The 21882-nt window shown below is 64.3% G+C and carries 16 protein-coding genes, 1 tRNA gene and 1 pseudogene; 2 read left to right on the forward strand and 16 right to left on the reverse strand.

What is annotated here, in order from left to right; translation table 11 throughout:
• Positions 1 to 11 precede the first annotated feature (11 nt).
• A complete protein-coding gene (locus QDT69_RS12795) occupies positions 12 to 3047 on the reverse strand; it encodes an adenylate/guanylate cyclase domain-containing protein (RefSeq protein ID WP_279707121.1) in 3036 nt (1011 codons plus the stop codon).
• A gap of 294 nt (positions 3048 to 3341) precedes the next feature.
• Here QDT69_RS12795 and QDT69_RS12800 point away from each other — a divergent pair, with 294 nt between their 5' ends.
• Complete coding sequence (locus tag QDT69_RS12800) at positions 3342 to 3830, forward strand: hypothetical protein (protein ID WP_279706891.1); 489 nt, start codon at positions 3342 to 3344, stop codon at positions 3828 to 3830.
• Between the two features lie 112 nt (positions 3831 to 3942).
• Here the strand turns inward: QDT69_RS12800 and QDT69_RS12805 are convergent, their stop codons facing one another.
• The 3 genes from QDT69_RS12805 to QDT69_RS12815 all read right to left on the reverse strand — a co-directional run bounded on the left by QDT69_RS12805 (position 3943) and on the right by QDT69_RS12815 (position 9420).
• On the reverse strand, positions 3943 to 4155 hold the full coding sequence (locus QDT69_RS12805) for a hypothetical protein (RefSeq protein WP_279706892.1): 213 nt from the start codon (positions 4153 to 4155) through the stop codon (positions 3943 to 3945).
• Positions 4156 to 4511: 356 nt separating this feature from the next.
• Positions 4512 to 5966, reverse strand: coding sequence for a TIGR00366 family protein (locus QDT69_RS12810; protein WP_279706893.1), 1455 nt, complete (start codon positions 5964 to 5966; stop codon positions 4512 to 4514).
• Positions 5967 to 6018: 52 nt separating this feature from the next.
• Positions 6019 to 9420, reverse strand: a complete 3402-nt coding sequence (locus QDT69_RS12815; RefSeq protein WP_279706894.1) for a molybdopterin-dependent oxidoreductase — start codon at positions 9418 to 9420, stop codon at positions 6019 to 6021.
• Between the two features lie 143 nt (positions 9421 to 9563).
• On the opposite strand from QDT69_RS12815, the gene QDT69_RS12820 reads away from it, so the two are divergent.
• Positions 9564 to 10241 carry a GntR family transcriptional regulator gene (locus tag QDT69_RS12820; RefSeq protein ID WP_279706895.1) on the forward strand — a complete coding sequence of 226 codons (678 nt, stop codon included), beginning with the start codon at positions 9564 to 9566 and terminating at the stop codon, positions 10239 to 10241.
• A gap of 39 nt (positions 10242 to 10280) precedes the next feature.
• Here the strand turns inward: QDT69_RS12820 and QDT69_RS12825 are convergent, their stop codons facing one another.
• The 12 genes and pseudogenes from QDT69_RS12825 to QDT69_RS12880 form a co-directional block, all read right to left on the reverse strand.
• Entirely contained in the window at positions 10281 to 11441 is a 1161-nt protein-coding gene (locus QDT69_RS12825; protein ID WP_279706896.1) for an acyl-CoA dehydrogenase family protein, read from the reverse strand.
• A gap of 128 nt (positions 11442 to 11569) precedes the next feature.
• A complete protein-coding gene (locus QDT69_RS12830) occupies positions 11570 to 12337 on the reverse strand; it encodes a crotonase/enoyl-CoA hydratase family protein (RefSeq protein ID WP_279706897.1) in 768 nt (255 codons plus the stop codon).
• A 28-nt stretch (positions 12338 to 12365) separates the two neighbouring features.
• Positions 12366 to 13148: an SDR family NAD(P)-dependent oxidoreductase gene (locus QDT69_RS12835; protein WP_163156503.1), complete on the reverse strand. Its 783-nt coding sequence runs from the start codon at positions 13146 to 13148 to the stop codon at positions 12366 to 12368.
• A gap of 18 nt (positions 13149 to 13166) precedes the next feature.
• Entirely contained in the window at positions 13167 to 14417 is a 1251-nt protein-coding gene (locus tag QDT69_RS12840) for an acetyl-CoA C-acetyltransferase (RefSeq protein ID WP_279706898.1), read from the reverse strand.
• A 245-nt stretch (positions 14418 to 14662) separates the two neighbouring features.
• Positions 14663 to 14932: pseudogene (locus QDT69_RS12845) on the reverse strand (helix-turn-helix domain-containing protein); the annotation flags it as partial.
• Between the two features lie 607 nt (positions 14933 to 15539).
• Positions 15540 to 15615: transfer RNA gene (locus QDT69_RS12850), tRNA-Lys, on the reverse strand.
• Between the two features lie 176 nt (positions 15616 to 15791).
• Positions 15792 to 16373: a Spy/CpxP family protein refolding chaperone gene (locus QDT69_RS12855; RefSeq protein WP_279706899.1), complete on the reverse strand. Its 582-nt coding sequence runs from the start codon at positions 16371 to 16373 to the stop codon at positions 15792 to 15794.
• A gap of 160 nt (positions 16374 to 16533) precedes the next feature.
• Positions 16534 to 17817, reverse strand: a complete 1284-nt coding sequence (locus QDT69_RS12860) for a TRAP transporter large permease subunit (protein WP_095735788.1) — start codon at positions 17815 to 17817, stop codon at positions 16534 to 16536.
• Positions 17817 to 18389 carry a TRAP transporter small permease gene (locus tag QDT69_RS12865; protein ID WP_279706900.1) on the reverse strand — a complete coding sequence of 191 codons (573 nt, stop codon included), beginning with the start codon at positions 18387 to 18389 and terminating at the stop codon, positions 17817 to 17819. The genes QDT69_RS12860 and QDT69_RS12865 overlap by 1 nt, the downstream gene beginning before the upstream one ends.
• 282 nt (positions 18390 to 18671) lie before the next feature.
• Entirely contained in the window at positions 18672 to 19676 is a 1005-nt protein-coding gene (locus QDT69_RS12870) for a TRAP transporter substrate-binding protein (protein ID WP_279706901.1), read from the reverse strand.
• Between the two features lie 428 nt (positions 19677 to 20104).
• On the reverse strand, positions 20105 to 21337 hold the full coding sequence (locus QDT69_RS12875) for an HlyD family secretion protein (RefSeq protein ID WP_279706902.1): 1233 nt from the start codon (positions 21335 to 21337) through the stop codon (positions 20105 to 20107).
• The gene (locus QDT69_RS12880; RefSeq protein WP_128970367.1) at positions 21330 to 21746 is read right to left on the reverse strand and encodes a hypothetical protein; all 417 of its coding nucleotides are present in this window, start codon (positions 21744 to 21746) and stop codon (positions 21330 to 21332) included. The genes QDT69_RS12875 and QDT69_RS12880 overlap by 8 nt, the downstream gene beginning before the upstream one ends.
• Positions 21747 to 21882 lie beyond the last annotated feature (136 nt).

The following is a 21882-nucleotide window of genomic DNA, read 5'->3' on the forward strand; positions in this document are numbered from 1 at the left end:
GCCAGAAAATCTCACCGGGAATCGGCGAGCATTCCATTCAGAAGCGCTTCGGCCCGCTGCAGCAGCGGCTTCGCGCCACTGTCCGATGCAATCGCGATCGCCGTGCGCAACTGATGGAGAACCAGGTTCCTCTCGTTCTCGTTCGTGGCTGGCGATATCGTTGCCTCGCTGAACAGAGCCTCGGCTTCCAGACCTGAAAAGCCCTGCTGCCGCGCGGTGTTGCGCACCTCGCGCACCATATTTAGCGCAGCCTGCACATCGCCGACCCGGCTCAGCGCGACGGCCTCAGCGATCGAAGTGCGCAGCACGATCGACGTATAGCCGACGGACCTGGCCTCCTCATGCGCTCCGGCGAGCGTCAGCCGCGCTTCATCGAGCCGCCCCTGCTCGAGATACGCGATGCCGAGATGGCACTCGACCACCGGCAAGAAGAGGCGGATTCCATATTTCTGCCCGAGCGCGAAAGCCTCCTCCAGGATGTCAGCGGCTCCCCCAGGGTTGCCCTGCCCGAGCATCAGGAAGCCGCCGCTATATCCCGCCGCAACGCGATCAAATGGCCGGTTGCTCTCATCGGCGATCGCCGCTGCACGCTGGTGAAATTCGATGCCGGTGTCGATCTCTCCCAGCGTCGTGTGGGTTACGCTCTTCATCATGCAACACAGCAACAGAAGTGTTCTCGGCGTCGTCCCGGGTGGCGCGCTGGCATCCGGCCCGGAAAGCTGGACGCAGGCTTGTCCCAGCATCTGCTCGGCCTCGCGAAACCGGCCGGCGATGAAGTAGGCTTGGCCAAGGGTGTATTGGGCGAGGTTGAGCCAGCCCGAATTCCCCCACTGCCCGGCCAGGCGCACGACCTTCTCGCCTGTCGCGATCGCTTCGACCGGCGTGCTGTAGAAGTTCTGCGTGCCCGATCTGACGGTCATGGCCGCGACCTTGCGTCCAATGTCCCCGATCGCATCGGCACGGCGCTCGGCTTCTCTGCCGAGATCGAATGATTCCGCGACCTTGCCCGACCACATGAACGCGACGCGCGCCTCGATCCGCAGATCGACCGCATCCGCTTCTCGCAACGTCGAGAACGGCATCTTGTCGAGCGCCGTCATCGCGGTCTCGAAGTAGCTGGCCGCACCGGCGAAGGCCGACCGTGTCAGGCTTCTTCTTGCGGCGGCGCGTCCGTAGGTAAACGCCTGCGGCCAATCCTTGGCACGCGTTGCATGATCACAAAGCCGGTTGGGTTCATCGTGCCAGCGTCCGCTGCTCTCCAGCGTCGCAAGAATTCGCGCATGGACGCTCTCTCGCAGCTTTTCGACCATCGAGTCGTAGGTCACCTGGCGAACCATCTCGTGCGGGAATTCGAGCAAGCCGTCCTGCTCGACATCGATCCTCACGAGAAATTCGACACGATCGAGCGCCGTCAGGCAGCGCTGAAAGGCCTCTTGCGGCAGGCCGGACACCTCACGCAGCAAGGATTCCGTCGACGACGGTCCCAACGCCGCCGCAATCTGCAACAGCGCGCGCTCCTCCTTCGATATGCGATCCAGACGCGTGGCGATGACGCCTTGGATGCTGCTCGGAATCCCGAGATCACCGACCGGACGCGCAAGCGCCAGTTCACCCCAATGGCCCCGGAGAATCCCGCTGTCCTTGAGGTTGCGACAAACCTCTTCAATGAACAGCGGCACGCTCGCCGTATGAAGAACGACGCGGTTCTTCAGGTCAGCCATGTCCGCCGATGAGCCCAGGATGTCGTCCAGCATCTCGCGTCCGGCATCCTCATCGAGTGAACGCAACGCCGTGATTTCAGCGTTGCTGCGCGCGACCCAATCCGGAATTCCGTTGGGCCTGCTGGTCAGCAGCACCAGAAGTCCGGGCGCCTTCAGCGAAGCGAGTGCGGCCATCACGGTCTCGCTGGCGCGATCGATCCAGTGCAGATCCTCGATGAGGATCACCGCGCGTCGGCGAACGACCAGGCCTTCGACAATCGCACAGCATGCTTCGCTGATCGCGCGGCCGCGTGCGTGCGGCTCGAGCTCGCCCCATTCCGGATCCGATATCGGGCGGTCAAGCACGGCATCGATGGCTGAGCGATGAATCGCGGTCAGATTGGTCAAGCCGTCCGCGTCCGCCGCAGCTCCCTCCAAAATCGAGAGCAACAGGGCCTTGAGTGTGCTGAACGGCGCGCCTTGAAGATTCGGGCTGCATTCGGCGTGGATGGGAAGCCACCCTTCCCGGGTGAGCTGGTCTACGAACTCATGCACCAGCCGCGATTTTCCGATGCCGGGATCGCCGATCAAGAGTGCCGTTTGCCGGTCCGGGTCGGTATCGTGCGCCAACTGCCTGAGCCGCGCCGTTTCCTTCAACCGGTTGACGAACCGCGCAACGCTTCGTGCCCTGCGGACCCGCCAGCTGGAGACATCCGTCGCACCGGCAACGCGGTAGATCGGTAAGGGTTCGCTAAATCCCTTGAGCTGCTTCCGTCCCAGATATTCAAACTGAACGTTGCCCTCGGCAAGGTTCTGACAGGCTTCGGACGCGTAGATCTGGTTCGGTTCGGCGACCGCTTCAAGCCGCGCCGCAAGATGCTGCGCCGCCCCGCCGATCTCGTAAACCTTGGAGTACTCGCTGGCGACCATGTAGGCCACCACGCGCCCCGAATGGAGCCCGACCCGAACCTGCAGCCCCGGATCGCCCAAACCGGCGACCCGTCGGACCAGTTCGATCGCCGCATGACAGGCCAGCGGCGCGTGGTTGTCGTCAGCGATCGGCGCGCCAAACACCGCGGCCAGGCCGTCGCCGAGCTCCTTGCTGACGATGCCGCCAAACTGGCGTACGGCCGCGCGCATAGCGGCCAAGGCCGGCTCCAGACGGGAGACCGCCTCCTCGGGCTCCAGCTCCGCAACGAGCCCTGTCGAGTCGACCACGTCGGCCCGCAGAATCGTGACGAACCTTCGTTCGCTATCGGGATCCGGGCGTTGCTGCGTGGCAGCTCCGCATTTCGAGCACCAACTATCGCCCTCTTCGATCGTCGACTGGCACGCGAAGCAATGCATTCCCTCGTTCTCAATGCCCAGCGTGTCCCGCCGGCCCAGCATTCCCGAGCCGCCCCAAGGTAATTTTACCTATCCGGACCAGCTTATCAATCGCGGGCTCGCGCATGCCCCTGCCCCGAATTCCCCAAGAGGTTGTTTTTCTGGACGGACCACAGGCTTGAGTGGTAGGTCGATTCCGCGCGAAAATGGACCCTTGCGGTCGGAATTCGTGAGACGTGCTTTTCTAAACCGACGACCTTTTGCAGAAGCGTCACCTTTCCAAGGCAAACTAAGTCATACTGAAGGGAAAATACGATGAGCGGACGAGTCTTCAATAATCAGCAATTCAAAGATCATATCAACGCGCACTACTATCCTTTGCAGAACATGATCAAGAGCGTCGCTATACTTAAAGCGTCGGAGCACATCGACATTGAAACGCTGGAATATGGCCAATACCAGCCGATCCTGTCGCCCCGGGACCAATGGCCGGGCGGAAGCGGCAAGCGATGGCAGCGGGAGATGGGCAAGGCGCGCCTGGACCTCGCCACGCAGGCAAGCACCGCTGCCCTCTCCAAGGACGAGCCCGGTGTCGTCCCGCTGACGAAGTGCGCACTGCTGGATGCCAGCGTCCGCAAGTGTTTCAACTCCGAACCGCCGATCCCGATCAAGATCGACGTCAAGGAGCAGGACAAGAATGCGCCGAACGCCGATCGGCACGACATCCTGCTGGTCTGGGAGCACGCCAACGGCGACGATGAGCCGCCGACGCTTCTGCTACTGACGATGGTCTGCCCGGCCTAGCTCCTGATCGCGGGCGCACCTCCTTACAATCGGCATTGCACCAACGGCGGCTGCCTGATGGCAGCCGTGCTGGCGTGCCCGCCACGATCATCTACCTCGCTTCAATCCACTTTCAGGTGCCGGCGCGCGGCGCTGATCTCGATGACGCCGAGCGGCGCTGCAAATGCGCCCTCACCGCACGCTCCGCGGCGCGCGCGGAGCCGAAATGGCCGCCGTCGAGGCCGTCAAAGGCGCGGTCGGAGGAAAAGAAGCAGAAGCCGCTGCTATCGGCGACCACGATACCCGCGGTGCGATCCGAGATTTCGATAATGTAGGCTTGGGACATGCGTGCTCACGCGCCGAATGACGGCGTTCCTGTCTGATTGTCGGGTGCTCTGGATTTTTGAAGCGATCAACAACAGACGCCGGTCGCCGCCGAGACACAGCGATGCTGCATGCGGCTTCGCATGTCGCACATCAAGCTGCGGTGGTTATGTCTCATGGCGGTGACCTTCAACACGGATATCGCGGATCAATATCCGGCCGAACCGCGCGGCGGTCAATGAAATGGCAGCCCAAAGATGACGGTCCGGCGCGATAGCGCATTCGCGACGGCCTGGAAAACAGCACAGATTTGGTGTGCGGCCGCTGAATTGCGACGCCGGCCGGGCACCCTTCGTCCTGGTGCCCGGCCGCGATCGTTCAGGGCAGGATCGGCGGGTGATAGGTGAAGGTCGCCATCAGGATCGCCGCCAGCAGCATCACGATCGGGAAGTGGATGAAGAACTGCACCGAAGTGTAGCCGATCAGATCCTTCGACTTCAGGCCGAGAATCCCGAGCAGCGGCAGCATCCAGAACGGGTTGATGAAGTTCGGCAGCGTCTCGGCGATGTTGTAGACCATGACAGTCCAGCCCAGATGCGCGCCGATATCGTTGGCCGCCTTCATGATGTAGGGCGCCTCGATGATCCACTTGCCGCCGGCCGACGGCACGAAGAAGCCGAGCAGCGCCGAATAGATGCCGACCAGGAACGAGAACACGGTGGAATTGCTGGAGGCACCGACGAACCAGTGCGCAATCGTGTCCGACAGCGTGGTGCCGCTGCTGTTCGGCACCTTGGTCAGGATCTGCGCGATGCCGGCGTAGAACGGAAACTGCAGCAGCACGCCGGAGACGCTCGGCATCGCCTTGGAAAAGGACTCGATCAGGCTGCGCGGCCGCCAGTGCAGCACGATGCCGAGAATGAGGAAGACGAAATTGTAGGTGTTGAGCCCCGACAGCGTGATCAGCGGATTGCCCGACTGGAACGTCTGCCACAGCCAGCCGGCGGCAAGCAGCGCGATCAGGATCGTCAGCAGAGGACTGAACTCCAGCCAGTCGCCCGGACGCGCCGGCTTCCTGGCCTCGATGCGATCATCGTCGAGCGCAACGCCGAGGTCTTCCGCCGTCTTCGCCTGCTCCGCCGCCGGCGTCGTGAAGTAGCAGATCGCCGCCGACACGACGCTCACCATCACGACCGTGACCATGTTCTGCCAGGTCAGGATGGTCTCCGAGAAGCCGATCACGCCGGTGATCGGCAGAAGCGACGCCGGAATGCTGCCGGCATTGGCCTGCAGCTGCGCGGCCGATGACGTGATGCCGAGGGTGAAGCCGCAGCCGAGCCCGAGATAGCCGGCCGCGCCGGCTGCCCGGTAGTCGAGCCGGATATCCGTGCGCCGCGCGATCTCCCGCACCAGGAGACCAGAGAAGATCAGGCTGAGGCCCCAGTTCAGCAGCGAGAGAAAGATACTGAGCATCCCGACGAAGACCACCGCGCCACGCCCGGTCTTCGGCACGCCCGCAAGCCGCGCCAGCACGGCCGCCACCGGCGGCGACATCGCCACGACATAGCCGCCGATCGCAACCAGGGCCATCTGCATCGTGAAGGGAATCAGATTCCAGAACCCGTCACCAAACGCGCGGCTGACGGCGAGCGGCGAACCGCCATGCAGGATCGCGCCCGCGGCAACCGCAATCACGGCGATCAGGACGAAGACATACGCATCCGGAAACCAGCGCTCGGCGAACGCCACCAGGGCTCGCGAAAATCGCGCCATGATGTTGTCCGCGGCAGGTTTTCGCAGGCTCACGGTGTGGTCGTGCGTTGCATTCGTCATTAATCTGATCCCCTTCCGGTGATGCGGTTCGTCGTCAATCCTGATTGGTCATTCAAAGTGCGAGCGTGAGATCGGTGAGCGGCACGGCCTGGCAGGCGAGGCATTGGCCCGCGCTGCCATCGACCGGACCGAGATGGGTGAATTCCCCATCGACCACCTCGACCGCGCAGCTTTCGCACTGCCCGACACGGCAGCCGCTCGGCAGCGCGACGCCCGCCGCACTCGCCGCATCGAGCAGCGTGCCCTGCTCCGGTCCCCACGAAAAGCTCTGCTTGCTGCTCGCAACCCGGATGGTGCGTGGCGCGAGGTCGCTCGGCACTGATGGCGGCGACACGAAGCTTTCAGCGAAAATGTCGAACCGCGGGATGCCGAGCGCCGCTGCGGCCTCGATTTGTGCCGTGACGAACTCCGGCGAGCCGCAGATGTAGACCAGCGGCCGGCGCGCCAGCAACGGCTTGACTTGCGCGAGATCGATCCGGCCCTTGCGCAACCAACGCGAGTCGACCGGGTCCTGCGCTGATGGCGCCGAGTAGAAGGTCACGCGCGTCAGCTCCGGCATGGCGGCTTCCAGCTCCACGAGCCGCTGCGCGAACGGATGCTCGCGGCTGCTCCGGCAGCCGTGGAGCAGCAGGACATCGGCGACGCGATCCTGCGGCGCTGCGTGTTGCAGCGTCTCGAGATGGCTGATGAACGGCGTAATGCCGATACCCGCCGCAAGGAAGACCAGCGGCCGCGGACCTTTCAATGGCGGGGTGAAGATGCCGCCGGGCGGCTCCAGCAGAACCTCATCTCCGACGGCAAGCCCATGCAGACGATCCGGCATGAAGAACGGCGCGTCGCCGACCTTGGCTTCGTCGAAGAAGCGTCCCTTCACCGCAATCGACAACGCCTGCGGCAGATCGCCCGATCCGGTCAACGAATAGGCCCGCGCCTCGGTCGCACCGGGCAGCGCGGTCATCACGTGCTGTCCCGGCAGGAAGTCGGGCAGCGGACCGCCGTCAAGCGGCAGCAGGCTGAGGGCAATGACGTTATCGGCCTCGGCCCGGCGCGCGCCGACCACGAACCGCCGCTGGCCGCTCCAGACGCCGCGGCTGGCCACGCCGTCGCGCCTGATATCGCAAACAATTGCGCGCAGCGGCACGGAGCCGCTGACCGGATCGCGCGCGTCGTCATGCAGGACCGCGTTGATGTTGCGCGTGAGCGCGCCTGCCGCGGCCGAGCGATCGCGGCCGAGCGGCGGGCAATCCTCCCACCAGCCGAATTCGGCGACGACGACCCGCGCGTCGAGCGCCGCATTGAGCCGCACCTTTAGGCGCACGGTACCGCCCTGTGTTTCCACCGCGGCCCAATCGCCTTCCACAAGCCCGCGCTGCGCGGCGAGTTGCGGGCTGATCTCGACGGCCGGATCGGGCGACTTCCGCCGCAGCGAGGCGACATGCCGCCAGGAGGAGTGAATGAACCAGCCGCTCTTGGCGGTGGAGAGCACGAACGGAAAGCGTTCGTCCGCGGCCGCCGTGAGCGGGCTGCCGACCGGTTCGACATGATCGGGCAACGGATCGTATCCGTGTCCCAGCATCAGCTCCGAATAGATCTCGACGCGGCGCGTCGGCGTCGCAAAGCCCGCCGCCGTGCCGTCCTCGCGCGTGACGGCGTATTTCTCATCGCGGAAGATCTGCGGGAAGCGCCGCCCTTCCGGATGCTCGCGCAGATCCTCGACACCAACGCCGAGCGGTGCCAGCTGATAATTCCAGCCGGCCTTGATGTCGCCACCGAAGAACAGCTCATCCATGCCAAGCTTCAGTGCCAGCTCCGCTGCGATTTCATAGTCGGCCTTCACCGCGCCGACCGGCTCAACCATGCGCGGGCGAAACTGCACGGTCTCGACGGCTTGTTGCGTGATCTCGAACCCGATCTTGAGCGCGTCGCGCTCCCACGGCGTGCTCGCAGGCAGAACGAAATCGGCGCTCTCCGCGGTCGGGTTCATGAACATGTCGATATGAACCTGGAATTCCAGCGCGTTCAGCGCGGCCTTGTTGCGCTCGGAATGTCCCTGCGAGACGACGAAGTTGGTGCCGAACGCGACCAGTGCGCGCACCCGGTAAGGTTCGCCCTCGAGCACCGCCTTGCTGAAATCGCGCGCCGTGATCCAGCCCTTCGCGGGCGGGCCGAGCGGCAATTCGGCAAGGCCGAGCGCCTTGGCCTGCTGCTCCGGCGGCAGGATGTTGTAGTCGTTGAGCGGACGTGTCGGCGGCGGCACCGGCCAGCGATTGCCGCCGGGCCGGTCGCAGGCGCCAGTCAGCGCATAGAGCGACGCGATCGCACGCTCGATCGAAGTTGCATTGGTGTGCTGCCCGACGCCGGTCCAGGAATGATAGGCGAGCCGCGGCCGCGTAGCGAGCAGCGCGTTGAACGCCTCGATGTCCGCGACATCAAGCCATGTCAGTTCAGCCACCCGTTCCGATGTGTAAGGCGCAGCGCGCTCGGCGAGCAATTCGAACGCGGTTGCCGCCGAGATCATCCGGCCATCGCGTGCGCGGATCGACAGCGCGCCGCGCAGCTGGCCGCCGCGCTCCGGCGCATGGCGCGTGTCGCAAGGCACGGGCGAACCCGACGCATCGAGGCGAACGAAAGCCTCAGCCGCGCCATCGGGCCACAACGCGTCGGCGCGCAGGAAACGCCCGGTCTCGCGATCGACCAGCAGCGATCCATTGGTCCACGCGTCGACGAAATCCGTATCGAAGCCGCCGGTCGCGATCAGATGGCGGATCGCCCCCATCGCGAGCGCGCCATCCGCGCCCGGACGGATGCGCAGCCAGAGATCGGCCTGCTGACCTGAGCCGTTCGGCTTGGGATCGATGACGACGACCTTGGCGCCGCGCCGCCGCGCGTCGGCGATCCGCGTCGCCTGGGCGAGCCAGGTGCGCGCCGGATTGTGGCCCCAAAGGATGATCGCATCGGCATTGTCGTAATCGGGAAAGCCGATGCCGCGGCCGAAGGTCAGCGCGTGCGCAAAGTCCTTGTGCCAGCCGCAGATCTCGACTGCGTAGATCAAATTTGGGCTGCCAAAGCCGCGGATGAAGCGCTCGACCCATTCGAAGCTGTCGACCATCGGCGTGCCGCTCGGCGTCGTCACACCGAACGCCACCGCCTCGGCGCCGCTCTCGGCGCGAATCGCGCGGAGCCGGTCGGCGATTTCGGTCAACGCCTCGTCCCAGGACACCTCGACCCAACTCGGATCGGCGGCGTCGCGCGGGCGGGTTCGCTTGAGCGGGACGGTTAGACGGCGCGGGCTGGCGACAATTTCAGGGGCGGCCCGGCCCTTGGCGCAGAGCGCGCCTCCGGTCGGATGGTTATTTAATACCTCCACGCCGACAAGGCGCCCGTCCTCGACCACGGTGACAGCACCGCAGCGCGAGCGACAAAGCGTGCAATAGCCCGGTAGCCGCTGTTTCACCGCCGTCTCACCGTCAAGTCAACCCATGTGACGCATTTTTGTAATGCGTTACACATTTACGTCATACGCTACCGGTCTCGTCAAGGCTAAGTAATAATCGGGGACGAATCGGAGTTCCCGGCGAGAGGCGGCTGCGACCACCCATGGACCAGAATTTGCGCGAACAGGTGCTGCAGCGGGTGCGCGCCGAGATCATTTCGGGGCAGAGCCTTCCCGGCACGATGTATTCGGTGCCGAGCCTCGCGGCGAGCCTCGGCGTCTCCTCCACGCCGGTGCGCGAGGCGTTGCTCGAGCTCAGCCGCGGCGGCCTGGTCGAGCCGATGCGCAACCGCGGCTTCAAGGTGGTGGAGCCGACGCTGACCGAGCTGCGCAATCTGTTCGACATGCGCGAGGTGCTCGAGCTGCACGCCGCGGTGCTGGTCGCCGCCAATCCGCCGAAGGATCTACCGGCCGTACGCCGCTGGGCCGATGAGATCGCAAGGGCCGTCGAGACCGACGACGTCCAGCTCTATCTGGAGGCCGACCGCGCCTATCATCGCGAGTTCATCGCCGCCGCCGGCAACGAGCTGCTGACCGAGATGGTGATGGGCCTGCGCGACAAGATGCGGCTCTACGGCATCAGCTCACGCGCCGGCCACGAGCGGCAGCAGGCCTCGGTGCCCGAGCACTACCGGCTGATCGAACTCGCGCTCGCCGGCGAGACCGAGGCGCTGCCGACCCTGCTGCGCAGCCACATCCGCTCCTGGGAGCCGATCTTCGTCGATGCATTGATGCGGTCCAAGGAGCACGCGCGCGAGCCGCTGCGGCAAGCGCGCGCTTGACGCGCGACCGGAGCTAGATCGTCTGCGGCCGCGCCCCGGCTAGTCCAGAATGCTCTTGTAGTGCTCCGAGAAGACATCGCGGCCGATGATCAGCCGCATCACTTCCGAGCTTCCCGCCAGGATCCGGTTGACGCGCGCGTCGGTGAACATCCGGCTGATCGGATATTCATCCATATAGCCCGCACCGCCGTGCAGCTGCACGCCGAGGTCGAGCATCTTCCACTCGACTTCCGACGACATCATCTTGGCCTTGGCGCCCATATTGCTGGTCAGGCGTCCTGCGTTGTGCTCGGACACGCAGTGATCGACATAGACCTGCACGAGATCGATCTCGGCATCCATCTCCGCCATGCGGAACTGGGTGTTCTGCTGTTCGGCCAGCGGCTTGCCGAACAGCTTGCGATCCATCACGTAAGCACGCGTGATGTCGAACGCCCTGCGGCCATTGGCGATCGATCCGACCGCGGAGATCAGCCGCTCCTCGGCAAGGCCTTCCATGAGGTAGTAGAAGCCCCTGCCCGGTTCTCCCAGCACGTTGGCCTTCGGCACCTTCACGTTCTGGAAGAACAGCTCGGCGGTGTCCTGCGCCGGCATGCCCATCTTCTTGAGATTGCGGCCGCGCTCAAAACCTTCCATGCCGCGCTCGACGATCAAAAGCACCATGGCGTGCTTCTTCTCGGCACCAGCGAGCTTGGCCGCCACGATCACAACGTCGGAATTGATGCCGTTGGAGATGTACGTCTTGGAGCCGTTGAGCAGGAAATGATCGCCCTTGTCTTCCGCGGTGGTCCGCATGCCGGCAAGGTCCGAGCCCGCGCCGGGCTCGGTCATCGCGATCGCCAGGATGGTCTCGCCACTGACGCATTTCGGCAGGAAGCGGTCGCGCTGCTCCTCGGTGCCGAAGCGCTTGAAGTAAGAACCAACCAGGCGGCTGTGCAGCGTATTGAACCAGCCCTTGCAGCCGGAGCGCGCGGTCTCCTCGATGATGATCTGCTCGTAGCGGAAGTCCTCATCGCCCATTCCGCCGTATTTTTCCTCAGGCCAGATCATCAGGAAGCCGAGATCGCCGGCTTTCTTGAACGCACTGCGGTCGACGATGCCGGCCTCCCGCCACGCCTCCATATGCGGCGCGATCTCGCTGGCGAGGAACTTGCGGTAGGAGTCGCGGAAGATGACCTGGTCTTCGGTAAAGCTGCGCATCATTCACCTAACAGCGCTCTCAAGCGGCGCGGAAGCCGGCCGGCGCATGGCGCGGCACGTGCAAAAAAACGGAGCGCCGGTTCTGCTGCAATCAAAACCGGCGCTCCCTGATCGAAACAGTCGCGGCCCTACTTGCCCTTCCAGTTCGGCGCGCGCTTTTCTGCAAAGGCAGCCGCGCCCTCGCGGGCATCCTCGGACACGAAGACAGGACCGACGATCTCCTGCTGCTTCTTCCACATCTGATCTTCCGGCCAGAGCCTGGATTCGACGATCACCTGCTTGGAGGCCTTGACGGCGAGCGGGCCGTTGGCGCCGATCGCGGCCGCAAGCTCGAGCGCGGCGTCGAGTGCCGGGCCGTCGGTGACGCGGTTGATGATGCCGAGTTGATAGGCGCGCTCGGCGCCGAAGAACTCGCCCGTCAGTGCGAACTCCATCGCCACACGGATCGGCATCTGCCGCGGCATGCGGATCAGCCCGCCGGCCGCAGCCGCCAGCCCGCGCTTCACCTCGGGGATTCCGAACTTGGCGTTGCGGTTGGCGACGATCATGTCGCACGACAGCGCGATCTCCATCCCGCCGGCGAGCGCGTAGCCGTCGACGGCCGCGATCAGCGGCTTCTTCGGCGGCGCCTCGGTGAGGCCGGCGAAACCGCGGCCCGGGATCGACGGCCGCTCGCCCTTCAGGAACCCCTTGAGGTCCATGCCCGAGCAGAACGTGCCGCCGGCGCCGGTGATGATGCCGACGCTGAGCGCATCGTCGGCATCGAGCCGGTCGATCGCCGCGGCCACGCCCTTGGAGAGGGCGAGGTTGGCGGCGTTCTTGGCTTCCGGCCGGTTCAGCGTGATGATCAGGATCGGTCCGCGGACTTCAGTGAGGACCGGAGTTTCTTCGGACATCGCTTTCTCCTGTTGCCGTGGCGATTGCCTAGCGCGGGGCCATGCGGATCGCGCCGTCGAGGCGGACGTCCTCACCGTTGAAGTAGCCGTTGGTGATCATGGTCAGCGCCAGCTGCGCATATTCCTCCGGCATGCCGAGGCGCTTCGGGAACGGCACCGACGCGCTGAGCGCGGCCTTGACGTTCTCCGGGGCGCCCTGCAGCAGCGGCGTGTTGAAGATGCCCGGCAGGATGGTGTTGACGCGGATGCCCTCGGCCATCAGGTCGCGGGCGATCGGCAGGGTCATGCCGACGACGCCGGCCTTCGAAGCCGAATAGGCCGCCTGCCCCATCTGACCGTCCTCGGCCGCGACGGAAGCGGTGTTCACAACCGCGCCGCGCTCGCCGTGCTCCAGCGGAGACAGCGACAGCATGCCCTGCGCCGACTTGGCGATGCAGCGGAAGGTGCCGACGAGGTTGATCTGGATGATGCGGTTGAAGGCATCGATCGGGAAGTGCGTGGGCTCGCCGGTCTTCTTGTCGCGACCGGCGGTCTTCACGGCGTTGCCGGTACCTGCGCAGTTCACCAGGATACGCTCCTGGCCGTGCGCCGCGCGGGCCTTGGCAAAGCCAGCGTCGACCAGTTCGTCGGAGGTGACATCGACCTTGCAGAACACGCCGCCGATTTCCTTGGCGATGGCTTCGCCCTTCTCTTCGTTGAAGTCGAAGATCGCGACCTTCACGCCCTGCGCGGCGAGCGCGCGCGAGGTCGCTGCGCCGAGGCCGGAAGCGCCGCCGGTGACGACCGCGGCGACCGATGAATCGAGTTTCATTGCGTTGTCCCTTCGCGATCAGAGGCGTTCGATGATGATGGCCGGCGCCATGCCGCCGGCGGCGCACATGGTGACGAGACCATAACGACCGCCGCTGCGCTCGAGCTCGTCGAGTGCGGTGCCGATCAGGATCGATCCGGTCGCGCCGATCGGGTGACCGAGCGCGATTGAGCCGCCATTGATGTTGACCTTCTCACGATCGAGCTCGAGGTCGCGGATGAACTTCTCGGCGACCACCGCGAAAGCCTCGTTGATCTCCCAGACGTCGATGTCGTTCTTGGTCAGGCCCGCCTTGGCGAGAACCTTCTTGGCGGCAGGCACCGGCGCGTTGAGCATCAAGGTCGGATCATCGCCCTGGTTGGCATAGGCCACGATGCGGCCGCGCGGCTTGAGGCCGTGCTTCTCGGCATATTGCTTCGACGTGATCAGGACAGCGGCGGCGCCGTCCACCACGCCCGAGCTGTTGCCGGCATGATGCACGCCCTTCCACTCGAGGCCCGGGTAACGACGCTGGATCTGCTTCTTGAAGGTCACGCCGTTGCCGAGATCGAAATCGGCAAGCTGCTCGAAGCTCGGCTTCAGCGAAGCGAGGCCTTCGGCGGTGGTCTCTGGGCGCGGAAACTCTTCACGACCGAGCGCAACGCTGCCGTCGTCGTTGAGGACGGGGATCACCGACTTGGCGAAGCGGCCTTCATCGATCGCCCGCTTGGCGCGCTGCTGGCTCGTCAGCGCCAGGGCATCGCAGGCCTCGCGGCTGATCCCCTCGCGCGTCGCGATGGCATCGCCGCAAACGCCCTGGTGCGACTGCGGATGAATCTCGTCGAGCGCCGGATTGCCCGAACCCATCATCCGGGCCGGCTGTCCGGCCTTGGAGCGTTCGGCTGCGAGGGTCTGCTGATAGCTCATCATCTCGGTACCACCGGCGATGACGCAATCCTCCATGCCCGACATCACCGACGCTGCCGCGAGATTCACCGAGGTGATGCCGCCGCCGCAGAAGCGATCCAGCGTCGTGCCGCTGGCATTGATGTCGTAGCCGGCTGCGAGCGCCGACATGCGTCCGAGATCGCCGCCCTGCTTGCCTTCCTGGGTCGACGTCGACCAGATGATGTCATCGACGGTCGAGGTATCGAGCTTGTTGCGCTCCTTGAGCGCAGCGAGCACCGTTGCCGCCAGATGCTGCGGATGCAGGTGCGACAGCGCGCCCTTGCCCGGCTTGCCGATGCCGCGCGGCGTGCGGACCGCGTCGATGATGTATGCTTCAGACATGCGTTTCCCTCTGCTTTGGATGTTTCTTGACTGTGGGCTCGCGCCGATTGGGCCCGACCGTTTCCGCTGAGTCTTTTACCCCGGAACAGGCCGAGGCGTCAGCGGTGTGGCGTCACCGCAAGCGGTGCGGCAACCGGATTGCGCTGATCTTCGAAGTAGCGCGAGTTGATCAACATGGACGGTTGCGCCGTCTCCCGCTCGTCGGCGCAGGCGGGTTTGTCGCCCCCTTCCGCAAACAGCGGGACGCTCGGCGCGGCGGCGTGCGGACCGAGAGCATATTTCTGCTCTTGCGGCAGGTAGATCAGCTGGCCGATCTGGGTGAGGGTCAGTGTGAGACGGGAGACCGTCGAGCGCGGAAGACCGCACCGGTCGGCGATTTCCCGATTGCCGAGGCGTATGCTTCGGCCTTCGAAGCAACGCACGATGTCGAATGCGCGTGATACCACCTGGATCACGCGCCGGTTGTCCGTGCCGGCGGCCTCTTGCGCCATCAGTACCTCAGATCGACGTCCCATCGTTTACGCCTCACTCCTCATTTTGTGTTCGGGTGAATGAACTCGCCCTGGTTCGGGCAGGACGTGCCGATCCGCGACAGCGCTGTCGCGCGCGCAACACCGCGCGGCGCTCGCGCGAGCGGACCTGCATCAAGGATCTGACCGCAGGCGCCCGGTCTTCCAGCCCTGGAAGCCGCGACCGCGGGGGTGGGCAGCTTCGAATATCGATGGCCGGCCGGCATCAGGCGGATTCTTTCCCTAGGGTTTCAGACCTTAATTAATTGATTAATTAGTCAGGTGATTAAAGTGGGCGCTCTCCCCTGTCAACTGCGGTTGCCGCAGGGCGCCCCGCGCGGATCGCACCGCGCTCGAACCGCTCGGGCCAGTTCGTCGGAAACAGCGTCGCCGCCGCGTCGCGACGACCTTCAAGCCATGATCGAACGGAACGCACCGACGGCGTCACCGGTCAGCGCGGCAATTGCCGGACGCGGCGAGATGAGCTGCAAGCAGACGGGATCGAAGATCAGGAGATTTCGTGAGAAGCGAACCGGGCAGCCGGATGGTCCGAAACGACGCGACTGCCGGTTGGGATGACCGTTACGAGGGCTAAACCTAAGCTTTGAAAGCTTGGTGGGCGCACCAGGGCTCGAACCTGGGACCCGCTGATTAAGAGTCAGCTGCTCTACCAACTGAGCTATGCGCCCGGAACTTGTCCGGAAATGACCCTCGCAAGAGAGGCCGTCGTTTAGCAAAGCGATTCCGCGATGTCCAGCAAGCTCGCGCAAGTTTTCCCGACTTTTGCGAACCATCGTGACAGCCGAAAGACCGCCGGATTCCGGCGACCTTTCATAGGCTTGGCGAGGATGCCGGCGGGCGGCGCTCAAAGCCTGCCCGAGCGCTCCTGATCCGACCCGTCGTCGCGGTCGAAATGGTGGTCGCGGCCGCCACGCTCCCAGCGGTCCATGTCGCGCTCGAGCCGATGGCGGCGCCAGCCCTCGGCGCCGAAGCCGCGGCCTTCCATGTGGGTGAGCATGGTCAGCCGTCGCTTCTGGTTGTCGTCGAGCGTCTTGTAGAGCGGATCGGCGGCATCGGCGATCTTCTTCAGCGAGGTTGCGGTCGCCGCCATGTTGTCGGCGCGCTCGCGCAGGCGCGCGACCGGATCATCCGGCTTCTCAGCCTTGTCCGCATCGGTCTTCTCCGCGGCCATCCGCGCATTGGCGCGATCGAGCCGCATCTTGGCGAAGTCGCGCACCGCGGCTTCGACCGGCGGCCACAGCTTCTCCTGATCGGCGGTCAGCTTCAGCCCGGCATGCACAGCTGCGATGCGCGCGTCGAGGAAGGCGGCGCGATCCTCGGGGCTCATCTGCGTATGGCCATGGAACCAGGGGCGATGCTGGGCATAGACCGCGGTCGAACCGGCTATCGTGAGCGCCGCGATGCCGGCGAGCAGAACGTTCTTCATGCAAACCTCCTTCAAGGGTTGCTTGAGGATGATGCCGCCCGCGACAGCCTTCAACTTACGGATTAGACAGAGAGACCTCTCTTACCAAGATGTAATCCGCTTCATTGCCGGGTCAGAAATATCCAAGGCGCGAGATCGCGCCTTGGATTTCTCGTTATCGCTAGATCATTCCCAACAGTCGCGGCAGCCACAGCGATATCTCCGGCACGTAGGTGATCAGGCCGAGGAACACCAGCATCGCGCACAGCCACGGCAGCACCGAGATCGTGATCTCAGAGATGCCCATCTTGGCGATACTGCTCGCGATGTAGAGATTGAGGCCGACAGGCGGATGGCAAAGCCCGACCTCGGTGTTGACGATCATCAGGATGCCGAGATGCACCGGATGCACGCCGAGCTTGGTCGCCAGCGGAAACAGGATCGGCGCCATGATCAAGAGGATCGACGACGGATCCATCACGTTGCCGGCGAGCAGCAGGATGACGTTGACGACCAGCAGGAACATCCACACCGAGAAGTTTTTGTCGATGATCCAGGCCGCCATCTCCTGCGGGATCTGCTCATGCGTCATCAGGAACGAGAACAGCACCGCGTTGGTGATGATGTAGAGCAGCATCGAGCTCATGCTCGCCGCCTGCAACAGCACCTTCGGCACCTCGGAGAGCTTCAGCTCCTTGTAGACGAACACGGTGATGAAGAAGGCGTAGGTCGCGGCGACCGCGGCCGCTTCGGTCGGCGTGAAGATGCCGCCATAGATGCCGCCGAGCACGATCGCGATCAGCAAGAGGCCCCAGATGCTTTCGCGGAACGCCGTGAACTGCTGGCCGATGGTCGCCCGCGGCATCTTCGGATAACCGTTGCGCTGGGCGACGAAGAAAGTCACCGCGGCCAGCATCAGCGCGAGCAGCACGCCCGGCACGATGCCGGCCATGAACAGCGCACCGATCGAGGTGTTGGTGGAGACGCCGTACAGCACCAGGATGATCGATGGCGGCACCAGGATGCCGAGCGCGCCCGAGGTCGAGATCACGCCGACGCCGAACCGCTTCGGATAGCCGTGATCGACCATCGCCGGCATCATGATAGAGCCGATCGCGACCACGGTGGCAACGCTCGAGCCCGAGATCGCCGCGAACATCGCGCAGGCCGCAACGCCGGCCAAGCCGAGGCCGCCGGGCAGATGGCCGACCAACGAGGTCGTGAACGCGATCATGCGCCGCGCGACGCCGCCGCGGGTCAGGAACGTGCCCGCCAGGATGAAGAACGGGATCGCCATGATGCCGAAATTGTCGAGGCCCGAAAACAGCTTCAGGCCGACGCTCTCGATCGGCACCTCGGTCATCGTGAACAGGAAGGTGAGCACGGTCAGGCCGAGCGAAATCGAGATCGGCATGCCCGTCAGCATCAGGGCAAACAGCAGTCCGAAAATAAGTGCGGCGCTCATCACGCTTCTCCAAGCGCGACGGGCGCGGTCTTGCTGGTCTCGACGCCGTCGACATGGGAGGCGTCATGGTGCGGCAGCTCGTCGGTCCACCAGTAATTCCAGCACACCTGCAGGAAGCGGAAGCACATCAGATAGGAGCCGAGCGGGATGCACGCATAGACGATCCAGCTCGGGATCTCCATGTCCGGCGAGACCTGATCGGTGTGCATCAATTCGAACACGAACTTGGCGCCCATGGTGCCGACGATCGCGGTGAACAACGCGCCCCCGAGCAGGCCGAAGGTGATGGTGCGCTTGCGCCAGGTGTCATTGAGGCGGTTGATCAGGACGTCGACGCCGACATGGATGCCGGTGCGCACGCCATAGGCGGCGCCGAACTTCGCCATCCAGATAAACATGTAGATGCAGAGTTCCTGCGACCAGGCGAGGTTGATGCCGAACAAATACGGATAGAGCACGGGAACGTCGACCAGAAAGCGGTGCACGACCGTGACGAAGGTCAGGAGCGTCGCCGCACCCATCAGGCTCGCGATGATGATTTCCTCGAGCCGGTCCAGAATCTTCAGCAGCATAAATCTCCCCTGTCATGGCCTGATGCGGCAACCGGCCACGGCACCCAGGCCGCGGCCTCACGCGGCCGCGGCGTTCGTTCAATTACCTGACGGTTCTCGGTCGAGAGACCGATCCGCAAACTCCTTCACCTCTCCCGCTTGGGGGAGAGGTCGTATCGCATCGGATATGGGTGGGGGCTCTCTCCAACTGAATGACTCGTGGAGAGAGCCCCCACCCCAACCCTCCCCCGCAAGCGGGAGAGGGAGCGCACCGCCTTCCCGGCGGCCATGAAGCGATCCGCCTTAGTTCATCGGGCTGCGACCCGTTTCCTTCAGGAATTCGTCGATCAGCGGCTGGCCAACGCGCGAGGCCACGTCCTTGTAGACCGGCAGCATCGCCTTGCGCATCGCCTCGTCCTGCTCCGGCGTCAAGGTCACGATCTCGGTCTTGCCGGCCTTCTTGATCTCGGCGAGGGCGTCGTCGTTCTCCTTGGCCGACTGGCTGTTGCCGAACTCGGTGGCTTCCTTCATCGCCTTGGAGAGCTCGTCGCGGACATCGCCCGGCAGGCCGTCCCAGAACTTCTTGTTCACGACCACGACGTAGCCGATGTAGCCGTGGTTGGTGACGGTGGCGTACTTCTGCACCTCATGCATTTTCTGGGTGTAGATGTTCGACCAGGTGTTCTCCTGGCCGTCGACCACGCCGGTCTGCAGCGCCTGGTAGACGTCGGAGAACGCCATCACCTGCGGAATCGAACCGAGCGCGCGGAACTGGGCCTCCAGCACCTTCGACGACTGGATGCGGAACTTGAGCCCCTTGTAATCGGACGGCGCGACCAGCTTCTTGTTCGCGCTCATCTGCTTGAAGCCGTTGTCCCAATAAGCGAGACCGGTCATGCCCTTGGCATCCAGCTTCTTGAGCAGCTGGGCGCCGAGCGGACCGTCGGTCACCTTGCGCAGCGATTTCAGGTCGGGGAGGATGTAGGGCAGATCGAAGACTTCGAATTCCTTGATGCCGATCGGGCCGAACTTCGAGTTCGACGGCGCCAGCATCTGCACCGCGCCGAGCTGCAGCGCCTCGAGCTCTTCCTTGTCCTTGTAAAGCGTCGAGTTCGGATAGACTTCGACCTTCACCTTGCCATTGGTGTACTTCTCGGCGAGCTCCTTGAACTTGTCGGCCGCCTTGCCCTTCGGCGTATCCGAGGCCACCACGTGGCTGAATTTGAGGACGATCGGCGACTGCGCCGAGGCCGGTCCGACAAAGGTCAAGGCCGCGATCGACGCCGCGACCAAAATGAGTTTACGCATGTTTCCTCCCGCGTAATTGCGGAGCACGAATACCGGCCCCGAGACATCCGGCCGCACCATTACAGAGAAGCAACGATGATTGCCATTGCCCCTTTAGCAGGGGCTGATCGCACCATTGCTGCACTGCAAAATCCGATACGGCGGTATCCCTTTCGGCTCTTGCGACCGTTCAATGACATCGCCCGAACGCTGTGCCCGGCTACGCCCGCAGGGTCAATGCGAGGTTTGGCAATGTCGAGTTCGCCGGGCGCGAATGCTGCGCGCGCTCTACTCTCATTGCGACGTTGCCTTCACCCTCCCCCTCCAGGGGAGGATGAAGCGAACTCGCGGAGAATGTTTCGATTCATCTGTCGAGCTACCGATCGGCAACATTTCTGAAGCAGCGCGGCCCGTGGCACGACCATACGAGCAAGATGGTATGCGCGATCTCAATGCCCGCTCAGCACCAGCGTCTTGACCGGCAGCAGCAAGGCCTGGATACGCAGCAGAAGCGCGTGCACGAGCCCCGTCGCGTCGACGACGTGCAAGGCGAATCCCTTGAGCGCGCCGGTTTTCGGATCGGCGATCACATCGTGGTTGCTGGTGTAGGCGTTGACGATGCAGCTGGAGCCCGGCGTGACGCCTTCCAGCCCACCCGCGTAGAGCGGCTCCAGGAAAGTGAGGATCGAGCCCGGCTGGCGCAGGGCCTGCGGGTCGACCAGCTGCTCGCCTGAACGGAATTGACCGGCCGCGATGTAGTCCTGCACGCCGGTCACGACGAGCGGGATGATCACCCAGGGTTTCGAGATGCAGGTCGCCTCCGCGATCATACCGGGCCGCATGACCTGGGCCTCAATCTGGCCAAAGCCGGCCTGCAACACGCTGCGGCCTGCGTCATCGGGAATCAATACGCCGGCCGGACGCATCATCTGGTTGACGACGTCGCCGGCCCGCAACAGGAACTGCTCGACCCGTCCGTCGACGCCGGCGCGGATATAGGTCTTGTCGAGATCGATCTGCGCTTCAGCCATCGATGCCTCCGCGCTCTCCTTCTCGGCGGGCAGCAGCGTGGAGACGCGCAAGCCCGCAGTCTCCCGCGCCGCGTTCGCGGCATCGATGCCGGCCTGTCTCTGATCGACGGCGACCTGCAGCTTCTCGATGTCGCGCTGCGGCACGATGCCCGGATTGCGGCGCTGCAGTTCGCTCTTGCTATCCAGCTCGTCCTTGGCCTGCTGCCAGGACGCCTTGGCCTCGCCGACCTGGGCTTCGGCCTTGACGATATCGGCCTGCGCACTGGCCAGCGACGCATCGACCTCCGCAACCTTGCGCTTCGCCGTTTCCAGCGCGGCCTGCTGCTTCGTATTATCGAGCCTGAACAGAACATCGCCCTTCTTCACGGCGGCGCTGTAGCCGACATTCACCTCGGCAACCCGGCCGGCCACTTCGGGGAGGATCGGCACGGTGCGGAAATAGATTGCCGCCGAGGTGGTGGAGGGATGGTAGTAGAAGATCATCGTGATCAGCGCGATCGTCAGCATCAGGCAGCCGGTGATGCCCCATCTGAGCTCGTGCCAGACCGAAAAGAACGTGATCTCCTTGCCGAAGCGCTTGCCCTGCCGGTAGCGGCGATAGAGATAGTCCGGGAGGATGGTGACGAGGGAGCACAGCAGGAGCTCAAGCATGGCCCTGTCCCTCCTCTGCGGCGGCAACTTCATCCGGCTCCGGTGGCGGCACGGGCCTCGGCGGCGTGGCGTCGGCAATCCGCTCCACCGATCCAGCGATGGTGCGCAGCGGCGTGCTGAAGTCCGGCAGGTCGATCATCGCAAGCAGCAGGCCGGCGATCCAGAAGATGTGCATGTGGGTGAACAGCGAGATCAGGCCGAGGACCGCGACGATCTCGAACTGCAGCTTCTGCGACTTGTGCGCCATCCGCTCCGGCAGGCTGTGCAGCTTCCAGTACAGCGTTCCCACGTACAGGACGGTCACGACCAGGAAGATCCCCATCACCACCATCAAGGTGTCGTCGCCATCGGGACCAGGAACGAAGAACGGCAGATGGTGAGGTGCTGCCGGGTGCATTTGTCCGTTCACGATCGTCCCTCCAACCCGAAGAGCGAGGGCCATGCGTCGGCCCGTGCAGCCATGGTTCCCTAATGCTGGCGTTTTATCAAGGACCGTAGTTCCACGGGTAGGTCAGCCGCAATCTTGGGTTGAGGTTACCGCCCGG

This window comes from Bradyrhizobium sp. CER78, from assembly GCF_029846235.1.
Lineage (GTDB): Bacteria > Pseudomonadota > Alphaproteobacteria > Rhizobiales > Xanthobacteraceae > Bradyrhizobium.